At 63.6% G+C, this 18,621-nt stretch carries 16 protein-coding genes; 12 read left to right on the top strand and 4 right to left on the bottom strand.

What is annotated here, in order from left to right:
* Nucleotides 1-70: 70 nt before the first annotated feature.
* The 4 genes from ABIE35_RS19350 to ABIE35_RS19335 all read left to right on the top strand — a co-directional run bounded on the left by ABIE35_RS19350 (nucleotide 71) and on the right by ABIE35_RS19335 (nucleotide 3,722).
* The gene (locus tag ABIE35_RS19350; protein ID WP_354517471.1) at nucleotides 71-1,240 is read left to right on the top strand and encodes a Gfo/Idh/MocA family protein; all 1,170 of its coding nucleotides are present in this window, start codon (nucleotides 71-73) and stop codon (nucleotides 1,238-1,240) included.
* Complete coding sequence (locus ABIE35_RS19345; RefSeq protein ID WP_354517470.1) at nucleotides 1,240-2,454, top strand: dihydrodipicolinate synthase family protein; 1,215 nt, start codon at nucleotides 1,240-1,242, stop codon at nucleotides 2,452-2,454. Before ABIE35_RS19350 ends, ABIE35_RS19345 begins: the two co-directional genes overlap by 1 nt.
* Entirely contained in the window at nucleotides 2,451-3,290 is an 840-nt protein-coding gene (locus ABIE35_RS19340) for a sugar phosphate isomerase/epimerase family protein (RefSeq protein ID WP_354517468.1), read from the top strand. The genes ABIE35_RS19345 and ABIE35_RS19340 overlap by 4 nt, the downstream gene beginning before the upstream one ends.
* Nucleotides 3,291-3,551: 261 nt before the next feature.
* Nucleotides 3,552-3,722 (top strand): hypothetical protein, encoded by a 171-nt coding sequence (locus tag ABIE35_RS19335; protein WP_354517467.1) that lies wholly within the window; start codon nucleotides 3,552-3,554, stop codon nucleotides 3,720-3,722.
* A 19-nt stretch (nucleotides 3,723-3,741) separates the two neighbouring features.
* Here ABIE35_RS19335 and ABIE35_RS19330 read toward each other — a convergent pair whose 3' ends face one another.
* From ABIE35_RS19330 to ABIE35_RS19320, 3 genes are all read right to left on the bottom strand, one after another.
* Entirely contained in the window at nucleotides 3,742-3,951 is a 210-nt protein-coding gene (locus ABIE35_RS19330) for a hypothetical protein (RefSeq protein WP_354517466.1), read from the bottom strand.
* Nucleotides 3,952-3,969: 18 nt separating this feature from the next.
* Nucleotides 3,970-5,046: a YihY/virulence factor BrkB family protein gene (locus tag ABIE35_RS19325; RefSeq protein WP_354517465.1), complete on the bottom strand. Its 1,077-nt coding sequence runs from the start codon at nucleotides 5,044-5,046 to the stop codon at nucleotides 3,970-3,972.
* A 115-nt stretch (nucleotides 5,047-5,161) separates the two neighbouring features.
* Nucleotides 5,162-6,367 carry an ROK family transcriptional regulator gene (locus ABIE35_RS19320; RefSeq protein ID WP_354517463.1) on the bottom strand — a complete coding sequence of 402 codons (1,206 nt, stop codon included), beginning with the start codon at nucleotides 6,365-6,367 and terminating at the stop codon, nucleotides 5,162-5,164.
* Between the two features lie 142 nt (nucleotides 6,368-6,509).
* Here ABIE35_RS19320 and xylA point away from each other — a divergent pair, with 142 nt between their 5' ends.
* The 8 genes from xylA to ABIE35_RS19280 all read left to right on the top strand — a co-directional run bounded on the left by xylA (nucleotide 6,510) and on the right by ABIE35_RS19280 (nucleotide 17,467).
* On the top strand, nucleotides 6,510-7,697 hold the full coding sequence (gene xylA, locus ABIE35_RS19315) for a xylose isomerase (protein ID WP_354517461.1): 1,188 nt from the start codon (nucleotides 6,510-6,512) through the stop codon (nucleotides 7,695-7,697).
* A gap of 87 nt (nucleotides 7,698-7,784) precedes the next feature.
* Entirely contained in the window at nucleotides 7,785-9,215 is a 1,431-nt protein-coding gene (gene xylB / locus ABIE35_RS19310; RefSeq protein WP_354517459.1) for a xylulokinase, read from the top strand.
* A 67-nt stretch (nucleotides 9,216-9,282) separates the two neighbouring features.
* A complete protein-coding gene (locus tag ABIE35_RS19305; RefSeq protein ID WP_354517585.1) occupies nucleotides 9,283-10,266 on the top strand; it encodes a LacI family DNA-binding transcriptional regulator in 984 nt (327 codons plus the stop codon).
* Nucleotides 10,267-10,344: 78 nt separating this feature from the next.
* Nucleotides 10,345-12,315 (top strand): FG-GAP-like repeat-containing protein, encoded by a 1,971-nt coding sequence (locus tag ABIE35_RS19300; RefSeq protein ID WP_354517458.1) that lies wholly within the window; start codon nucleotides 10,345-10,347, stop codon nucleotides 12,313-12,315.
* Nucleotides 12,316-12,519: 204 nt separating this feature from the next.
* Nucleotides 12,520-14,268 (top strand): ribulokinase, encoded by a 1,749-nt coding sequence (gene araB, locus ABIE35_RS19295; RefSeq protein ID WP_354517456.1) that lies wholly within the window; start codon nucleotides 12,520-12,522, stop codon nucleotides 14,266-14,268.
* Nucleotides 14,265-14,972, top strand: a complete 708-nt coding sequence (locus ABIE35_RS19290) for an L-ribulose-5-phosphate 4-epimerase (RefSeq protein WP_354517453.1) — start codon at nucleotides 14,265-14,267, stop codon at nucleotides 14,970-14,972. The genes araB and ABIE35_RS19290 overlap by 4 nt, the downstream gene beginning before the upstream one ends.
* A gap of 54 nt (nucleotides 14,973-15,026) precedes the next feature.
* Nucleotides 15,027-16,562: an L-arabinose isomerase gene (araA, locus tag ABIE35_RS19285; RefSeq protein ID WP_354517451.1), complete on the top strand. Its 1,536-nt coding sequence runs from the start codon at nucleotides 15,027-15,029 to the stop codon at nucleotides 16,560-16,562.
* Complete coding sequence (locus ABIE35_RS19280) at nucleotides 16,559-17,467, top strand: aldose 1-epimerase family protein (protein ID WP_354517449.1); 909 nt, start codon at nucleotides 16,559-16,561, stop codon at nucleotides 17,465-17,467. Before araA ends, ABIE35_RS19280 begins: the two co-directional genes overlap by 4 nt.
* Nucleotides 17,468-17,514: 47 nt before the next feature.
* Here the strand turns inward: ABIE35_RS19280 and ABIE35_RS19275 are convergent, their stop codons facing one another.
* The gene (locus tag ABIE35_RS19275; protein ID WP_354517448.1) at nucleotides 17,515-18,531 is read right to left on the bottom strand and encodes a LacI family DNA-binding transcriptional regulator; all 1,017 of its coding nucleotides are present in this window, start codon (nucleotides 18,529-18,531) and stop codon (nucleotides 17,515-17,517) included.
* Between the last annotated feature and the right edge of the window lie 90 nt (nucleotides 18,532-18,621).

Below are 18,621 nucleotides of genomic sequence, written 5' to 3'. Positions count from 1 at the left end.
GCGCTTTCCCACATGAACTGCAAGCACCGGCTTCCGCACAGCGACCGGCACACAAGGCACTGGAGAAAACATGGGCTACGAAACAAAGACGATCCGCATCGCCATGAACGGCATTACCGGCCGTATGGGCTACCGCCAGCACCTGCTGCGGTCCATCCTCCCCATTCGCGATGCCGGCGGTTTCACCCTGGAAGACGGCACCAAGGTTCAGGTGGAGCCGATCCTCGTTGGCCGCAATGAAGCGAAGATCCGCGAACTCGCCGAACTCCACAAGGTCTCTGAATGGACCACCGACTTGGACGCCGTCATCGCCGATCCCACCGTTGACATCATCTTTGACGCTTCCATGACCAGCCTCCGCGCCGCCACCCTGAAAAAGGCCATGCGCGCCGGCAAGCACATCTTCACCGAGAAGCCGACGGCCGAGACCTTGGAAGAGGCCATCGAACTGGCACAGATCGGCAAGGACGCCGGCGTCACCGCGGGCGTGGTGCACGACAAGCTGTACCTCCCCGGCCTGGTGAAGCTCCGCCGTCTGGTGGACGAAGGCTTCTTCGGCCGCATCCTCTCCATCCGCGGCGAATTCGGCTACTGGGTCTTCGAAGGCGACGTCCAGGCTGCCCAGCGTCCGTCGTGGAACTACCGCAAGGAAGACGGCGGTGGAATGACCACGGACATGTTCTGCCACTGGAACTACGTCCTTGAAGGCATCATCGGCAAGGTCAAGAGCGTCAACGCCAAGACCGCCACGCACATCCCCGCACGCTGGGATGAGGCAGGCACGGAATACAAGGCCACCGCAGATGACGCTTCCTACGGTATCTTCGAGCTCGAGACCCCGGCCGGCGACGACGTCATCGGCCAGATCAACTCCTCCTGGGCCGTCCGCGTTTACCGCGACGAACTGGTGGAGTTCCAGATCGACGGCACGCACGGTTCCGCCGTCGCCGGTTTGAACAAGTGCGTTGCGCAGCAGCGCGCCCACACCCCCAAGCCCGTCTGGAACCCGGACCTGCCCGTCACCGAATCCTTCCGCAGCCAGTGGCAGGAAGTCCCCGCCAACGCTGAACTGGACAACGGCTTCAAGCTGCAGTGGGAAGAATTCCTGCGCGACGTCGTCGCAGGCCGTGAGCACCGCTTCGGCCTGCTCTCCGCAGCCCGGGGCGTGCAGCTTGCCGAACTCGGCCTCCAGTCCTCGGCAGAGCGCCGCACCATCGACATCCCGGAGATCACCCTCTAATGACGTCACTGATTCTTCCCACCGACGACGGCGGCACCCGCGAGTACCGCCTTCAGCCCGCCACCTCCTGGGTCAAGCCGACCGCTCCGCTGGCGGCCCGCCGCGCCTACGCCGCAGCACACGTCATCCCCGAGGTTGCAGCCGACAACACCCCCGGCGCCCCCGCCCAGCTCGACTGGGACGCCACCCTGGCGTACCGGCACGAGCTGTGGTCCTACGGCCTGGGCGTTGCCGACGCCATGGACACCGCGCAGCGCGGAATGGGCCTTGACTGGGCAGCCACCCAGCAGCTCATCAAGCGCACGGGCGCGGAAGCCGCCTCCGTGGTGGCCGCGGGCAACGCCGCCATTACGGGCAAGTCGGTCCGCGACCTTGTTTCCTGCGGCGCCGGCACCGACCAGCTGGACATCGCTGCACTCCCTGCGGGGGCTGCAGGTATCCAGGCTGTCATCGACGCCTTCCGCGAGCAGATCGCCGTCGTCAGTGAAGCCGGACCCAAGGTCATCCTCATGGCCTCCCGGGCGCTGGCCAAGGTTGCCAACGGGGCCGACGACTACCTGCACGTCTACTCGACGCTCCTTCAGGAAGTTGACCAGCCGGTCATCCTGCACTGGCTGGGCACCATGTTCGACCCCGCGCTGGCAGGATACTGGGGTTCCGACGACGTCTCTGTCGCCACCGAAACTTTCCTCAGCCTCATCCGCGAGCACTCGGACAAGGTTGACGGCGTCAAGGTCTCGCTGCTGGATGCTTCCCATGAGGTCGCCCTCCGCGCCGACCTTCCGGAAGGCGTCCGCCTCTACACCGGTGACGACTTCAACTACCCGGAACTGATCGACGGCGACGAGACGCACCACTCGGACGCCCTGTTGGGCATCTTCGCTGCCATCTACCCGGCCGCTTCGGCCGCGTTGCAGAAGTACGACGCCGGCCAAGGCGCCGAGGGGCGCGCCATCCTGGACTCGACCCGTGAGCTGGGAAAGCACATCTTCAGCGCACCCACGTTCTACTACAAGACCGGCATCGCCTTCATGTCCTGGCTCAACGGCAAGCAGCCCGGTTTCCAGATGGTGGGCGGCCTGCACTCGGGCCGATCGGTCCTGCACCTGGCCAAGACCTTCGAACTGGCCGACCAGGCCGGCCTGCTGAAGGATCCGTCGCTGGCTGCGTTCCGGATGTCTGACTTCCTGCGGATCAACGGGGTGGGTGCATGAGCGACCTTTCCCGGCTGTCACTGAACAGCGCCACCACCAAAAAGTGGACGCTCGCCGAAGCCGTTGACGGCTGTGCCCGTGCGGGCATCCCCGCGATCGGCCCGTGGCGTGACCGCGTGGCCGAGGCTGGCTTGGACAAAGCAGCCAAGCTCATCAAGGACGCCGGGCTCCGGGTTTCCTCGCTGTGCCGCGGCGGATTCCTCACCGCGGCAGATCCCGAGGGACAGGCCGCAGCACTGGCCGACAACTTCGAGGCTGTCCGTGAAGCCGTTGCGCTGGACACCCAGGAACTTTTCCTGGTGGTCGGCGGGCTCGCTCCCGGCGAGAAGGACGTGGTGGCTGCCCGCCAGCGCGTCGCCGACCGACTCGAGGAACTTGTGCCCTTCGCTTCCGAGAACGGCGTCCGCCTGGTGCTGGAACCACTGCACCCGATGTACGCCGCTGACCGCGCACTCATCTCCACCCTTGGCCAGGCACTCGATCTTGCCGCGCCGTACGACGCAAAGGCTGTTGGCGTCGCCGTCGACACTTTCCACGTGTGGTGGGACCCCGAGCTGAAGGCGCAGATTGACCGCGCCGGGCGCGAAAACCGCATCGCCTCCTACCAGGTGTGCGACTTCAACCTGCCGATCGCCGCCGACGCGCTGCTGTCCCGCGGCATGATGGGCGACGGCGTCATCGACTTCGCCACCATCGGCACTTGGGTCAGGGACGCCGGGTACACGGGCGATATCGAGGTTGAAATCTTCAACCAGGAGATCTGGGACGCCGACGGCGACACCGTCCTGGAGACCATGAAGCAGCGCTACGCGGAGCTCGTTCTCCCGTTCGCGTAACGACGTGATCCTCCCGCGGATGCCCTAAGCGCCGCGGGAGGATCGCTCCACAAACCAGCGGGTCCCTGCCACGGTCACGGCAGGGGCCCGCTTTTTGCTGCTACCGCGCCCTCCGTTTTGTGTCCCCTGTGAGTCCTGGAAGGGGCAGGTGAGATAAAAGGTACACAGCTGAAACATTGCGTCGATGGGCGGAAACAATGGCCACCTACGCTGGTTTTACCTGGACAAAGAAGTCCACGAAACCACTGAAAGGACACCACCATGATGCTCTTGAAGACACTCAGCTTTTTCCTCGATGCCAGCAGCAGCCAGAGCGGCCCGTCCGGCGAGGCCAGCCCCCAGCACTCCCCCGCTGTTACAGCGCGCCTGACCTCCAGCGCTTGGGAGGGCTGGTGGGATGACGCCGATCAGGGCTTCCCCGCTGAAGCCTGACCCGTTTCAGAAGGCCGGTTCAGGAAGCTCGCGCAGCAAGCTGAACCCTGGCCCCCGGCAGGCCGATGAAGGTGACCGAACCGCCGTCGGGCCCTTGCAGTTCAAGGCTGATGTTCCGCGATCCTTCGAGGGGTTGCACGGAGCCCACCCGGAAAACCTCACCGCTGATCCGGACGCTGTCTCCATGCCGGATGGCTTTGAGCTTCTTGTTCCTGCCGTCAGCATTCACGGTTGATTCTCCAATACGCTACTTCTTCTGCGGTTCGTCGCCATGGGTTTCGCGGATTTCTTCGCCATCCCGGATGACTTGGTCTTCCTTTTCCTGCATCTTGTCGCTCTTCTTGGTATCGCGCGGCGGCAACTGGATGCTTTCTTCGGCTTCAATGCCTCCTTGCAACTGGCGTCCGCGTTCCATCTCGGCATCGAACTCCGCTCCGAACAGCAAGGACATGTTCAGGATCCAGAGCCAGAGCAACATGATGATCACGCCGGCCAGGGCGCCGTAGGTCTTGTTGTAGTTGCTGAAGTTGGCAACGTAGAAGCCGAAGCCCAGTGACGCGAGGGCGAAGATCACCAAGGCGATCAGGGAGCCCATGCTCATCCAACGGAACTTGGGCTGCTTGACGTTGGGAGTGAAGTAGTAGAGGACCGCGATGATGGCCACCACGACGATGATGAGGACCGGCCATTTGGCAATGTTCCAGACGGTCAGGAAAGTCTCCGACAAGCCGATGGCGCCGCCTATGGCTTCTGCAACAGGGCCGCTCAAGACCAGCATGGCGGCGGCGAGTGCCGCACCGACCACCGCAACGATGGTCACGGCGAGCATGGTCCCCCGGAGCTTGATGAAACCACGGCCTTCGTCCACTTCGTAAACCCGGTTCATGGCCCGGCTGAAGGCTGTGGTGTAGCCGGAAGCGGACCAGAGCGCCACCACAATGCCCAGGATTAACGCAAAGCCTGCGGCGTTGGAGCTGGTCAGTTCCTCAATCGGCTGGCGCATGGCGTCGACGCCCGGCCCCGGCGCGAACTGCTGGACAATATCCAACAATGACGACGTCGTCTTGCCGGCGTCGCCGAAGATCCCCAGCAGCGAGACCAGCGCCAGGAGTGCGGGGAAGAGTGAGAGCACGGCGTAATACGTCAAGCCCGCAGCAGCGTCCGGACACTGGTCTTTGCTGAACTCCCGGAGCGTCCGCTTGGCGATGTACATCCACGTGGGTTTGGCGAGGTCGTTGGGACTGTCAGGCTTGCGCGAATCTTCCGGGGAAGGGGCGGTCTGAGCCTTGGCGGTGCTGGTGTGGGCTGAGTCTTGTGTAGTCATGGGGCACTCGTCCGTGGGGTTGGGTTTTCGCGAACAACTGACCCATCAATAGTAAGCATGCTGATGAATCAAGCGGAAGAACCCACGCCGAATTACCGCCGGCGGCCGAACATCCCTACGCCAGCTTGCTCGCCAAAAGGAACTCGAACGGGGACTCAATCACGGACCGGATCACTTGGCCCGCAGCACCCAGGAGCGTCCCGGAATGTTCAAGGCCGGACACGCTCAGGTTTTTCGGATCCAGCAGCCCAGGCGCATAACGCTCCAAGCTGGCCAGCAATGCCGGCCTCAGCCACTCCGCCAGCAAAGCAAAGTGTCCGCCGAGGACTACGGCGTCAATATCCATCAAACGGGCTGAGGACGCGAGCGCGACACCCAAGTACCGCCCGGCGTCGTGAACTGCCTTCAATGCGTTCGGATCCTGGGCGGCCAAAGCGGCGAGAAGCTGTTCCGTACGTTCAGCCAGGGAGCCTTCGGGAATGTTGGCCGCCTCGAAGATGGCCTCCTGGCCGGCGAAGGTTTCAAGGCACCCCGCGCCACCGCAGGAACACGCAGGCCCCTCCGGGTGGACCACAATGTGGCCCAGTTCGCCCGCCGATCCTCCAGGCCCCAGGTAGAGGTCAGAGCCGATGATGACGCCGCCGCCAACACCCACTTCACCGGAGACAAAGAGGAAGTCAGCAGGGCCGTTGCCGTACCAAAGCTCGCCGAGAGCGGCACTGTTGGCCTCATTGGAAAGCCGGACGCCAAGCGGCGCACCCTCGAGTAACGAGCCCGGGTCCAGTTGCTCGTTCTCCCAGTGCAGGTTCGGGGCGGAAAGGACAATGTTCCGCTGCTCATCCACCAGGCCCGGGACGGCCAGTCCGCCACCCAGGATGGCGACCCCTTCGGCCCCCGCTGCGTCAACTGCCTCGGACACCAGATCCCGCAGGCGTTCCATGACTTGCCCGGGGGCCATCCCCCGGTTCCGTGACTCAACGGTGGAGTGGAAGCGGAGATTGCCACCCAGGTCCACCAGTCCCACGGCCAGGTAGTCGACGTTGATTTCCATCCCCACCACGCCACGGCGTGAGCTGAGTTCCAGCCCTTGGCCGGGCCTTCCCCGCTCGCCGTCGCGGTAGAGGCCCACCTCAGAGACCAATCCCGATTCCACCAAGTCCGCCACCAGGCTGGAAACCGCCGCCTTGGTGAGCCCCGTGCCGGCCGCGAGCTGCGCGCGGCTGGGCTTCGCATCGCCCGTGCGCGCAATGGAGTTCAGGACCAGCGAAAGATTTCGACGGCGGACATCGCCGACGCGGCCGGGCGCTGCTGACTCGTTCACTGGCGTGGGACTCCCTGCGGATTTGAAAAATTGTTGCTGGCTTCCATTGACCATGATCCATCATCCCCCATATAGTTCAGATTGAAAACTAAATGGAGTGCTTTTCTTCGCCTCCTCCCCCAGTGCTTTGCAAAGGAGCAAAATGACCCCGCAGCCCACCCCGCAGGACCGCTTCACCTTTGGCCTCTGGACTGTCGGCTGGACCGGTGCCGATCCCTTCGGTGTTGCCACGCGCCCAGCCCTGGACCCGGTGGAAGCAGTGCACAAGCTCAGCGAACTTGGTGCTTACGGCATCACTTTCCACGACAATGACCTGATTCCTTTTGATGCCACCGCATCCGAGCGCGACCTCATCCTCAAGAACTTCAAGGCCGCTTTGGCCGAGACCGGCCTGAAGACGCCGATGGTCACCACCAATCTGTTCAGCCACCCTGTTTTCAAGGATGGCGGCTTTACTTCCAACGATCGTTCGATCCGCCGCTTCGCCCTGAGCAAGATCCTGCGCAACATCGACCTCGCCGCCGAGCTTGGCGCCGAAACGTTCGTGATGTGGGGCGGCCGCGAAGGCAGCGAATATGACGGTTCCAAGGACCTGTCCGCAGCGCTGGACCGCATGAAGGAAGGCGTGGACACCGCCGCCGGCTATATCAAGGAAAAGGGCTACGACCTCCGGATTGCGCTGGAACCGAAGCCGAACGAACCTCGCGGTGACATCTTCCTCCCAACCGTTGGACACGGCCTGGCATTCATTGCCCAGCTGGAACACGGCGACATTGTGGGCCTCAACCCGGAGACGGGCCACGAGCAGATGGCCGGGCTCAACTTCACCCACGGCATTGCCCAGGCACTGTGGGCAGGCAAGCTCTTCCACATCGACCTCAACGGCCAGCGCGGCATCAAGTACGACCAAGACCTGGTCTTCGGCCACGGCGACCTCACCAGCGCCTTCTTCACGGTAGACCTGCTGGAGAACGGCTTCCCCAACGGCGGGCCCAAGTACGACGGTCCCCGCCACTTCGACTACAAGCCATCCCGCACGGACGGTTATGACGGCGTCTGGGAGTCGGCCAAGTCCAACATGTCCATGTACCTCCTGCTGAAGGAACGCGCCCTTGCCTTTCGGGCAGATCCGGCGGTCCAGGAGGCCCTCGCCACCTCGGGTGTGTTCGAGTTGGGTGAGCCCACCTTGAACGCGGGCGAGACCACCGCTGACCTGCTGGCTGACGCCAGCGCGTTCGAAACGTTCGACGCCGATCACGCCGCCGAGCGCTCGTTCGCCTTCGTCCGCCTCAACCAGCTGGCCATCGAGCACTTGCTCGGCGCGCGCTAAATCACCCTCACCCACCACAGTCCCGTCGCCGGGCTCCTCAAGGTCTCCTTGCAGGGCCCGGCGCCGGGTCGCCGAAGGAACAAACGCATGCCTCTCGTAGCCGGGATCGACAGCTCCACCCAGTCGTGCAAAGTGGTGATCCGGGACTCTGCCACCGGCGCCTTGGTTCGCCAAGGCCGGGCGCCCCATCCAGAGGGCACGGAAGTCCACCCCGATCATTGGTGGACAGCCCTCCAGGAAGCCATCAGGGAGGCAGGCGGACTGGACGACGTGGACGCCGTTTCCGTGGGCGGCCAGCAGCACGGGATGGTGTGCCTCGACGACTCCGGAAACGTTGTACGTCCAGCTCTCCTATGGAACGACACCCGGTCCGCGCCCGACGCCGAGGAGTTGGTCCTCGAAGCCGGCCATGGCGATGCCACTGCCGGTGCAGAATACTGGGCATCCAGCACCGGAACCGTGCCGGTGGCATCGTTGACTGCCACCAAGCTCCGCTGGCTGGCCAGGAACGAACCAGAGAACGCCCGGCGTACTGCCGCGGTGTGCCTGCCGCACGATTGGCTGTCCTGGCGGCTGGCCGGCCACGGTCCCGGAGACGGACCCGCATCGCTGGAACTCCTGCGCACCGACAGGTCCGACGCTTCAGGTACGGGCTACTTCTCGGCCAGCAACGGCGAGTATCTTCCCGACGTACTTGAAAGCACGCTCGGCCATGTCCCCATCCTGCCTGTAGTGGTCGGACCTTTGGACGTTGCGGGCAAGACGCCTGGCGGCGCTTTGATCGGACCCGGAGCCGGTGACAACGCCGCAGCAGGCCTGGGCGTCAGCGCCGCCGTCGGGGACGTTGTTATCTCCATTGGAACTTCCGGGACCGTGTTCGCGGTGTCGGACGTTCCCGCTCAGGATGCCAGCGGACTCGTGGCAGGCTTCGCGGACGCGACCGGCAACTACCTTCCGCTGGCCTGCACGCTCAATGCGACCCGGATCTTCGACGCGACAGCTGCACTGCTCGGTGTAACCCTCGTAGAACTGGGCGATCTGGCCCTGTCCGCCCCCGAAGGCGCGGAGGGGCTGACCCTCGTCCCGTACTTCGAAGGGGAGCGGACACCCAATCTGCCCGATGCCACGGGGTCGCTCCACGGCATCACGGTCTCCAACTACACTCCCGCCAACATGGCCCGGGCAGCCATCGAGGGCGTGCTGTGCTCCTTGGCTGACGGGCTGGCTGCTCTGCAGGCGCAGAGTGTCTCTGCCCAGCGCATCATTCTGGTTGGCGGCGGAGCGCAATCAGACGCCGTCCAACAGATTGCAGCCTCAACATTCGGCTTGCCCGTCTTCGTTCCAAGGCCCGGCGAGTACGTGGCCGACGGCGCTGCCAGGCAGGCCGCAGGCGTTCTCACCGGTCAGCTCCCGGGCTGGAAGCTTGAAGGGCGGGAGCTCACACCGCAGAGTGCTTCCGGGGTTCCCGGGTTCCTGGCCCGCTACCGGCTTTACGCCGCGGGGGTCGCGAAAGGCTGATCCCACACCGGTGCTCTATCGTGACAGGGTGAGCATTGAACAATCTGCACATCAGCGACCTCCTGTCATGGAGGATGTGGCCCGCGTGGCGGGGGTTTCCCACCAGACCGTTTCCCGGGTGCTGAACAACCACCCCAACGTGAGTGCCAAGACCCGCGAGCGCGTTGAAGAGGCCATTACGGAACTGGGATATCGCCGGAACACGGCGGCACGCAGCCTGGTGACCCGACGCTCCCAAACCATTGGAGTCCTCGGCAGCGAGATGGCCCAATACGGTCCATCCCACACGCTCCTCGGCGTCCAGCAGGCAGCACGGGATGCGGGCTACTTCGTCAGCGTCGCAGCCCTGCGCGAAGTGACGCCCGAGACCATCAAGGACGCAGTCGCCCATTTCATGGATCAGGGCGTTGACGGCATTGTGGTGACCGTGCCCCACCCCGGCACATTCGACGTCCTGAGGGACATCACCGTTCCAGTGCCCTTGGTCGCCGTGGGCTCAGTCGGCGACGAACACTTGAGCGGCGCCACCGTCGACCAACGGCAGGGCGCCAAGCTCGCCGTCGAGCACCTCCTTGAACTAGGCCACCAGAGGATCGGTCATCTTTCCGGCCCGGCTGACTGGATTGACGCCGCTGCCCGTATTGAAGGCTGGCACGAGGCGCTGGATGAGGCCGGGCTTGAACCGGGAACCCTGATCGAAGGCGATTGGAGCGCTGAGTGCGGTTACCGCGAAGGCCTGAAAATCGCCGCCGACCGCTCCCTGACGGCACTGTTCGTGGCCAACGACCAAATGGCCCTCGGCGTCCTGCGCGCCTTCAATGAACTTGGCGTCCGGGTTCCGGAGGACATCAGCGTCGTGGGCTTTGACGACCAACCGGAGGCCGCCTATTTCATTCCGCCCTTGACTACCGTGGCGCAGGACTTTGAGGAACTTGGCCAGCGCTGCATCGGGTTGCTCCTGGATCGGCTGGACGGCGGCAGGACCGTCGAGGCTGCCACGGTCCTGCCACGCCTGGTGGTCCGCTCCACCACGGCGCCCGTCTCCGACTAAGCGCTGGGCGCGCCCTTGCTGTCGAAACGGTCGCGGAATGTAAGGAAGATCACACGCCGGGCAGTAGGGTATGGTCTTATGCGCACCCTCACCTTAAGTCGTGCCGCGGCTGCCGCCGCTCTTGCCGCAGTTCTCGCGGCCTCTCCTATGCCGGCAAATTCCGCGGCTGCCGCGCCTGCAGTGAGTGAGAACATCCTTCTCCACCAAGGCTTGAACGCTATTGCGGTGGATCAGACCACCCACCAGCTTTTCGTCACCAACAGCTGGACCAACACCGTGTCCGTGATTGACGGAACCTCAGAGGTAGCGACCATCCCAGTGGGAGACCGGCCGTGGGACGTGGCCGTGGATTCAACAACGCACACCGCCTACGTGGCCAATATGGATAGCAACGACTTGACTGTCATCAGAGGCAACAAGGTCATTGCTACGATCCCTGTCGGCGCGAGACCCACGTCTGTAGCCGTGAATGCAAAAACGCAATCAGTGTATGTGGCGAACTACATCGGCCGATCAGTTTCCATAATTTCCGGATTGGCCGTAACGGACACCATCCCTATTGATGGCGATCCGGGAAGCGTTGCTGTCGACCCAACAGTTGGCACAGCCTACGTAACGAGTTTCAACAAAGAAACAGTTTCTGTGATCAATGGCTCCTCCGTCACGGCCACCATCCCCGTTCCCGGAAATCCCAACTCGGTCGCTGTAGATCCAACCACACACTCCGTGTATGTTGCTGGGCCGTCAAGCAACAACGTCTCCGTCATATCCGGCACAGCTGTTTCCCATGTGATTCCTCTTGGCACTTCACCGGGAGACATTGACGTAGATACCAACACGCATTCCGTCTACGTCACGAATGGGACAATCAACGGCGTTTACGTCATCAATGGAAGCCAAGTGACATCGAAGTTAGCAGTCGGTGCCGAGCCGCGGGGTATAGCGATCGATTCCAGCAACGGAACCGCCTACGTCGCAAATGTGCAGAGCGGCAGCGTCTCGGTCATCCGTGAGGCAGGCTTACCGGTTGCCCCCAAATTCACCCAGCCTGCGGTTGTACCAAGCGGCTCGGTTGACGAAATCTACTCACATGTGCTTGCGGCTACCGGCTCACCCGCTCCACGCTTCGCGGTCGCCAGTGGTTCGCTGCCGCCAGGCCTAAGCCTCGATGCATCCACGGGTTTACTCTCGGGAACTCTTAGCATAAAAGGCGTTTATTCCTTCAGGGTCACCGCCAGCAACGGGGTAGGGCCCGACGCCGTATCAGCGCCGTTCGTGATTACCGTGGCGGCAACGCCGCCAGCAAGAGACTTCAACGGAGACGATAAGTCTGACGTCTTGGCGCGGGATACGGATGGTCAGCTCTGGCTGTACGCCGGAAATGGCACGGGTGGCTGGGAACAAAGGAGCCAGGTCGGTCAGGGCTGGAATTCGATGAACGCCATCATCAGCCCGGGCGACTTCAATGGAAACGGCTGGCCTGACCTTATGGCCCGCGATGCAATGGGTAACCTCTGGCAATACGGAGGAACGGGTAGTGGGTTGGCCACTCCTTGGCCTGCAGGCACGGGCTGGAACATCATGACCGCACTGGTAACCCCGGGAGATTTTGACGGCGACGGCTCGGTCGATGTTTTGGCTCGTGACGGAGACGGAAGACTGTGGCTTTATCCCGGCGATAACAACCATTTTTGGAAGGCGCGCTCCCAGGTCGGTCAAGGCTGGAACGTCATGACGTCGATTACCGGCACAGGCGACTTCAACGGTGACAGCCACGCGGACGTGCTTGCCCGGGATGGCAGCGGAGTCCTGTGGCTTTACCCTGGCAATGACAACGGTGGGTGGAAGGCGCGCGTGCAGGTCGGCTCAGGCTGGAACATCATGAACTCAATCACCAGCCCAGGAGACTTCAACGGCGACGGTAACGTCGACGTTCTGGGTCGAGACGCTGCTGGCTACCTCTGGCTCTACCCCGGCAACGGCCAAGGCGGATGGAAGGCCCGCGTTCAAGTCGGCCAAGGCTGGAATGTGATGACTGCCTTGATCTAAGGCTTGCCTCGAAGATCCATCAACACCGGAGCTGACCGGATGGCTTCCTTGCCGTGTTTTCATAACACCAAGGAACCCATCCGGTCCTTTCGTATGCCCGCTCTTGACATCAAAGTTGTGAGCGCTAACAATTGCATCAGACCTTCTTCACTTTTCCACCCCGACCCCCGGCAATGAGGCCTTGGCCAGCCGGATGGAGACCCCATGAATACCTCTGAATTCCTCCCGCTGGACGAGCAGTTCGTCATTGGCGTGGACTATGGCACTTTGTCCGGGCGCGCCGTCGTCGTCCGCGTATCGGACGGGGCAGAACTTGGCAGTGGCGTGTTCGAATATCCGCACGCCGTCGTGACGGAAACCCTCCCCGGCAGCAGCCAACGACTCCCCGCCGACTGGGCGCTCCAGGTCCCCAACGACTACCGCGACGTCCTGCGCAATGCTGTTCCGGCCGCCGTCGCCGATGCCGGAATCAATCCGGCCAAGGTGGTGGGCATCGCCACCGACTTCACCGCCTGCACCATGGTTCCGACGACGGCGGACGGCACGCCGCTGAACGAACTGGACCGCTTCGCTGACCGGCCGCACGCTTTCGTGAAGCTGTGGCGCCACCACGCAGCCCAGCCGCAGGCTGACCGCATCAACAAGCTCGCCGAAGAACGCGGTGAGTCCTGGCTTCCCCGCTACGGCGGCCTGATCTCCTCGGAGTGGGAGTTTGCCAAGGGGCTGCAGCTCCTTGAAGAGGATCCCGAAGTCTACGGCGCCATGGACCACTGGGTTGAGGCAGCGGACTGGATCGTCTGGCAGCTCTGCGGCAGCTATGTCCGCAACGCCTGCACCGCCGGCTACAAGGGCATCTACCAGGATGGAAAGTACCCGTCCGAGGACTTCCTGGCAGCATTGAACCCCGGGTTCAAGGGGTTCGTGTCCGAAAAGCTGGAACACACCATCGGCCGTTTGGGCGACGCTGCAGGTTATCTGACCGAGGAAGCGGCTGGCTGGACCGGGCTTCCGGCCGGGATCGCAGTGGCCGTGGGAAATGTTGACGCCCACGTCAGCGCCCCGGCCGCGAACGCCGTGGAACCAGGACAGCTCGTAGCCATCATGGGAACGTCCACGTGCCACGTCATGAACGGCGACGTGTTGCGCGAAGTCCCCGGCATGTGCGGAGTCGTGGATGGCGGCATCGTGGACGGCCTCTGGGGTTACGAAGCAGGCCAGTCCGGAGTTGGCGACATCTTCGGCTGGTTCACCAAGAACGGCGTCCCGCCGGAGTACCACCAGGCCGCCACAGACAAGGGGCTGGGTATCCACGAGTACCTGACCGAACTCGCGGAGAAGCAGGCGATCGGCGAGCACGGCCTGATCGCGTTGGACTGGCATTCGGGCAACCGCTCAGTGCTGGTGGACCACGAGCTCTCCGGCGTGGTGGTGGGCCAGACCTTGGCCACCAAGCCTGAGGACACGTACCGGGCGTTGCTGGAAGCCACGGCTTTCGGCACCCGCACCATTGTGGACGCCTTCCGCGATTCCGGTGTTCCGGTCAGGGAATTCATCGTGGCCGGCGGGCTCCTGAAGAACAAATTCCTGATGCAGGTCTACGCCGACATCACTGGCCTGCAGCTCTCCACCATCGGTTCCGAGCAAGGGCCTGCGCTGGGCTCGGCCATCCACGCAGCTGTCGCTGCCGGGAAGTACAAGGACATCCGCGAAGCTGCAGCCTCCATGGCAGCAGCTCCCGGCGCGGTCTACACTCCCATCCCTGAAAACGTGGCGGCCTACGAGGTCCTCTTTCAGGAATACAAAGCCCTGCACGACTACTTCGGCCGCGGCACCAACAACGTCATGCACCGCCTCAAAGCCATCCAACGTGCCGCGATCCAAGGCTCGGGGCAACAATCGGGGCAACAGGGCCCGGCCACCCAGTCCAGCGCCCTCGAAGGAGCTTCCGCATGAGCACCCTCCTGGAAACCATTGCGCGAGTCCGCACGGAGGTCTGCGAGCTGCATGCAGAACTGACCCGCTACGAACTGGTGGTCTGGACGGCCGGCAATGTCTCGGGCCGGATTCCCGGGCACGACCTCATGGTCATCAAGCCATCGGGTGTTTCCTACGACGACCTCACACCGGAGCTCATGGTGGTCACCGACCTCTATGGAACCCCGGTCAGGGGCATGAACACCGGAAGCGCCGGAACCGTGGACTGGGGCAACCCGGACCTCTCGCCGTCTTCCGACACCGCCGCCCACGCCTACGTCTACAGGCACATGCCCGAGGTAGGCGGAGTGGTCCACACGCATTCCACCTACGCCACGGCCTGGGCTGCGCGGGGCGAGGAAATCCCCTGCGTGCTGACCATGATGGGCGACGAGTTCGGCGGCCCCATCCCCATCGGACCGTTCGCGTTGATCGGAGACGACTCCATCGGCCAAGGCATCGTGGAAACCCTCAAGAACTCCAACTCCCCCGCGGTCCTGATGCAGAACCACGGGCCGTTCACCATCGGCAAGACCGCCCGCGAGGCCGTCAAGGCAGCGGTGATGTGTGAGGAAGTTGCCCGGACAGTCCATATCTCCCGGCAACTCGGTGAGCCCTTGCCCATCGACCAAGCAAAGATCGAGTCCCTCTACGACCGATACCAGAACGTTTACGGCCGCTAACGCGGTCAGCCAGACACCACCTCGAAAACCCAAGAGCATCCAGGAGCCACCACAATGCCCAGCGCCAACACCACATCCGCCAACACCACGTCCCTGGGTCAGTACGAGGTCTGGTTCCTCACCGGCAGCCAGCACCTTTACGGCGAGGATGTCCTCAAGCAGGTCGCAGCGCAGTCGCAGGAGATTGCCAACGCCCTGAATGCCAGCAGCGACGTCCCGGTCAAGCTCGTGTGGAAGCCGGTCCTCACCGATTCCGATGCCATCCGCCGCACCGCCTTGGAAGCCAACTCGAACGACTCCGTGATCGGCGTGACCGCCTGGATGCACACGTTCAGCCCGGCCAAGATGTGGATCCAAGGCCTGGACGCGCTCCGCAAGCCGTTGTTGCACCTGCACACTCAGGCCAACCGGGACCTTCCCTGGGCTGACATTGATTTCGACTTCATGAACCTGAACCAGGCAGCCCACGGCGACCGGGAGTTCGGGTACATCCAGTCGCGGCTCGGCGTGCCGCGGAAGACCGTCGTCGGGCATGTTTCCAACCCTGAGGTTGCCCGCCAAGTGGGTGCGTGGCAGCGCGCCTCGGCCGGCTGGGCCGCCGTCCGCACGCTGAAGCTGACCCGATTCGGCGACAACATGCGCAACGTCGCCGTCACCGAGGGCGACAAGACCGAAGCCGAGCTGCGCTTCGGCGTCTCGGTGAACACCTGGTCCGTCAACGAGCTCGCCGAGGCTGTCCACGCGGCCGCAGAGTCCGACGTCGACGCCTTGGTTGCCGAGTACGAGCGCCTTTATGAGGTGGCTGACGAGTTGAAGGCCAGCGGTGCCCGCCACGAATCGCTGCGGTACAGCGCCAAGATCGAGCTGGGCCTCCGCAGCTTCCTGGAAGCCAACGGATCCGCAGCGTTCACCACGTCCTTCGAAGACCTGGGTGAGCTGCGCCAACTCCCCGGCATGGCTGTACAGCGCCTCATGGCGGACGGTTACGGCTTCGGCGCCGAGGGCGACTGGAAGACCGCCATCCTGGTCCGTGCCGCCAAAGTGATGGGTGGCGACCTGCCCGGCGGCGCGTCGCTCATGGAGGACTACACGTACCACCTTGAGCCGGGCTCAGAGAAGATCCTGGGCGCGCACATGCTGGAGGTCTGCCCTTCATTGACCGCCACAAAGCCGCGCGTTGAGATCCACCCGCTGGGCATCGGCGGCAAGGAAGACCCCGTCCGCATGGTGTTCGACACCGATGCCGGCCCGGGCATCGTCGTCGCCTTGTCGGATATGCGCGATCGGTTCCGCCTGGTCGCGAACGTGGTGGACGTCGTCGACCTTGACCAGCCGCTGCCCAACCTGCCGGTGGCCCGCGCGCTCTGGGAGCCGAAGCCCAATTTCGCCACCTCAGCCGCCGCGTGGCTCACCGCCGGTGCCGCCCACCACACGGTATTGTCCACGCAGGTGGGCCTTGAGGTATTCGAGGACTTCGCCGAAATCGCAAAGACCGAACTCCTCACCATCGACGAAAGCACCACCATCAAACAGTTCAAGAAGGAACTCAACTGGAATGCCGCTTACTACAAACTGGCCGGCGGCCTGTGAGCACTGAATTTACGCTGAGTGCGGGCGGTTACACAGCAGTTGTCACCGCCCGCGCGGCCGCCCTTCGTGTCCTGCAGTTTGAGGGCAGGGACATGGTTGTCCCGTTTCCGGAGGGTGGTCCCATCCCGGACTACCGCGGCGTCATCGCCGCACCGTGGCCCAACAGGATTGCTGACGGCGTATACGTTTTCGACGGCAACAAGCTCCAACTTCCAGTCAACGAACCGGAACGGGGAACAGCGCTGCACGGCCTCGCCTTCCCGCTCGACTGGACGTTGAAAGAGTCCGACGCCGGTTCGCTCACCTTGACGTGCACGGTGGGACCAACGGCGGGCTACCCGTTTGTGCTGGAACTTTCGGCCCGCTTCACGCTGGACGGGTCCGGACTTAACACGCAGGTGACGGCCAGGAACGCAGCAGACGTGGCCGCCCCCTACGGCGTGTGCCCGCACCCTTATCTGGTGGCCGGTTCTTCACCGCTGGATGAGTGGGTCCTGGAATTTGCGGCCGATTCGTTCCTTGAGGTTACCCCGGACAGGCTCCTGCCTGTTGGCTTGGCGGAACTTGAAGGCCACGCTTTCGACTTCCGTTCCCCGCGCGCTATCGGCAGCACTGAGATCGACCACGCCTTCACAGGCATAACGTTCGACGGCGGGCTGGCGCGGTTGTCGCTGCGCGACCCGGCGGGCACCGGCGTCGGAATGTCCTGGGACGAAAGCTGCCCCTGGCTGCAGATCCACACGGCTGACAAGCCGGCGCCGATCCCTAACCGGATCGGCCTTGCCGTAGAACCCATGACGTGCCCACCGGACGCCTTCAACAGCGGGACGGACCTGATCCGGCTGGAACCAGGCGCAGAGCACACCGCGTCCTGGACCATCTACGCCCTGCAGCAACCCAACTAAGCCGCAGTAAGCGCGTTTTGAGCGGTCAGAACGCGCTTAACTGCGCCTCAGTTGGGTGAACCGGCCGTGCTTTGGCGGACCACAAGTTCGGGCGTGAAAACCACGGACCGGTGCTTGGTCCCGCCGCTCTCCTGCTCCTCCGCCAGAAGCTCGATCGCCGTACGGCCCAGGGCCTCGGTGGGCTGCCGGATGGAGGACAACGGCACCACTGCGGAGACGGCGAAGTCGATGTCGTCATAGCCAATGAGCGCGATGTCCTCCGGGATCCGGACAGTCCGCAGCATGGTCAGGGACTGCATGACGCCGAGCGCCAAGAGGTCGTTGGAGCAGAAGACCGCCTCAGGCCGAAGGTCCGGGGCGCGTTCCACCAGACTGTTGCCAACTTGTCGGCCCGCAAGGACGGTCTGCCCGGCGGAGTCCAGCACCTCGACGCTGGCGCCCGGCACCTCGGCCACAGCACGCTGCGCGCCCTTGAGGCGGCTGGCTACCTGGCGGATGGAGGGCGTACCAACAAAAGCCAGACGACGGCGACCCAGGTCCAGCAGGTGCTTGGCGGCCAGATACCCGCCTTCCTGGTCGTCCACGGACACTGAGCTGCAGCGATCGGTGTCTGCAAGTTCATCAACCAACACAGTGGGCACGCCGCGTTCGCGCAGGGTATCGATGCGCTCCCCGACGTCACCCACGGGTGAGATGAGAAGCCCCTGGACGCGTTGCTCCTGGAAAAGGTCCATGTAGTGCGCTTCGCGGGAGGAGTCCTGCCCACTGTCGCCCACCAGCACCACACTCCCCAGCGCCGCAGCTGCATCTTCCGCTGCACGGGCAACCGAGGAGAAGAAGGGGTTTCCCACGTCCAGCACAATCAGGCCGATGGTCCTGCTCTGCCCGGCGCGGAGCTGGCGGGCGGCGTCATTGCGGACGAAGCCCAGTTCCGCGATGGACTTGAGGACGCGTTCCTTGGTCCGCTGCGACACACGATCCGGATAGTTGAGCACATTGGAAACAGTTCCCACTGCTACTTGGGCATGGGTTGCAACGTCTTTGATGCTGGCTGTCTGGGACATGCTTTCCGATCTCCGTTGGCTGACGTCAATGTGCTGGAAACGCCTTGACACCCTCCCGTTTCCGAGGGTAATTTGAATCGTAACAAATGA

Source organism: Paenarthrobacter sp. 4246 (genome assembly GCF_040546855.1).
Lineage (GTDB): Bacteria > Actinomycetota > Actinomycetes > Actinomycetales > Micrococcaceae > Arthrobacter.
Note: the sequence above shows the minus strand (reverse complement) of the source record. Positions and strands in the feature narration are given on the sequence as shown.

Excerpts from the sequence above, each read along its gene's own strand:
- ABIE35_RS19350 (WP_354517471.1), top strand. The coding sequence starts at position 71 with ATGGGCTACGAAACAAAGACGATCCGCATCGCCATGAACGGCATTACC.
- ABIE35_RS19345 (WP_354517470.1), top strand. The coding sequence starts at position 1,240 with ATGACGTCACTGATTCTTCCCACCGACGACGGCGGCACCCGCGAGTAC.
- ABIE35_RS19340 (WP_354517468.1), top strand. The coding sequence starts at position 2,451 with ATGAGCGACCTTTCCCGGCTGTCACTGAACAGCGCCACCACCAAAAAG.
- ABIE35_RS19335 (WP_354517467.1), top strand. The coding sequence starts at position 3,552 with ATGATGCTCTTGAAGACACTCAGCTTTTTCCTCGATGCCAGCAGCAGC.
- ABIE35_RS19325 (WP_354517465.1), bottom strand. The coding sequence starts at position 5,046 with ATGACTACACAAGACTCAGCCCACACCAGCACCGCCAAGGCTCAGACC.
- xylA (WP_354517461.1), top strand. The coding sequence starts at position 6,510 with ATGACCCCGCAGCCCACCCCGCAGGACCGCTTCACCTTTGGCCTCTGG.
- xylB (WP_354517459.1), top strand. The coding sequence starts at position 7,785 with ATGCCTCTCGTAGCCGGGATCGACAGCTCCACCCAGTCGTGCAAAGTG.
- ABIE35_RS19305 (WP_354517585.1), top strand. The coding sequence starts at position 9,283 with ATGGAGGATGTGGCCCGCGTGGCGGGGGTTTCCCACCAGACCGTTTCC.
- ABIE35_RS19300 (WP_354517458.1), top strand. The coding sequence starts at position 10,345 with ATGCGCACCCTCACCTTAAGTCGTGCCGCGGCTGCCGCCGCTCTTGCC.
- araB (WP_354517456.1), top strand. The coding sequence starts at position 12,520 with ATGAATACCTCTGAATTCCTCCCGCTGGACGAGCAGTTCGTCATTGGC.
- ABIE35_RS19290 (WP_354517453.1), top strand. The coding sequence starts at position 14,265 with ATGAGCACCCTCCTGGAAACCATTGCGCGAGTCCGCACGGAGGTCTGC.
- araA (WP_354517451.1), top strand. The coding sequence starts at position 15,027 with ATGCCCAGCGCCAACACCACATCCGCCAACACCACGTCCCTGGGTCAG.
- ABIE35_RS19275 (WP_354517448.1), bottom strand. The coding sequence starts at position 18,531 with ATGTCCCAGACAGCCAGCATCAAAGACGTTGCAACCCATGCCCAAGTA.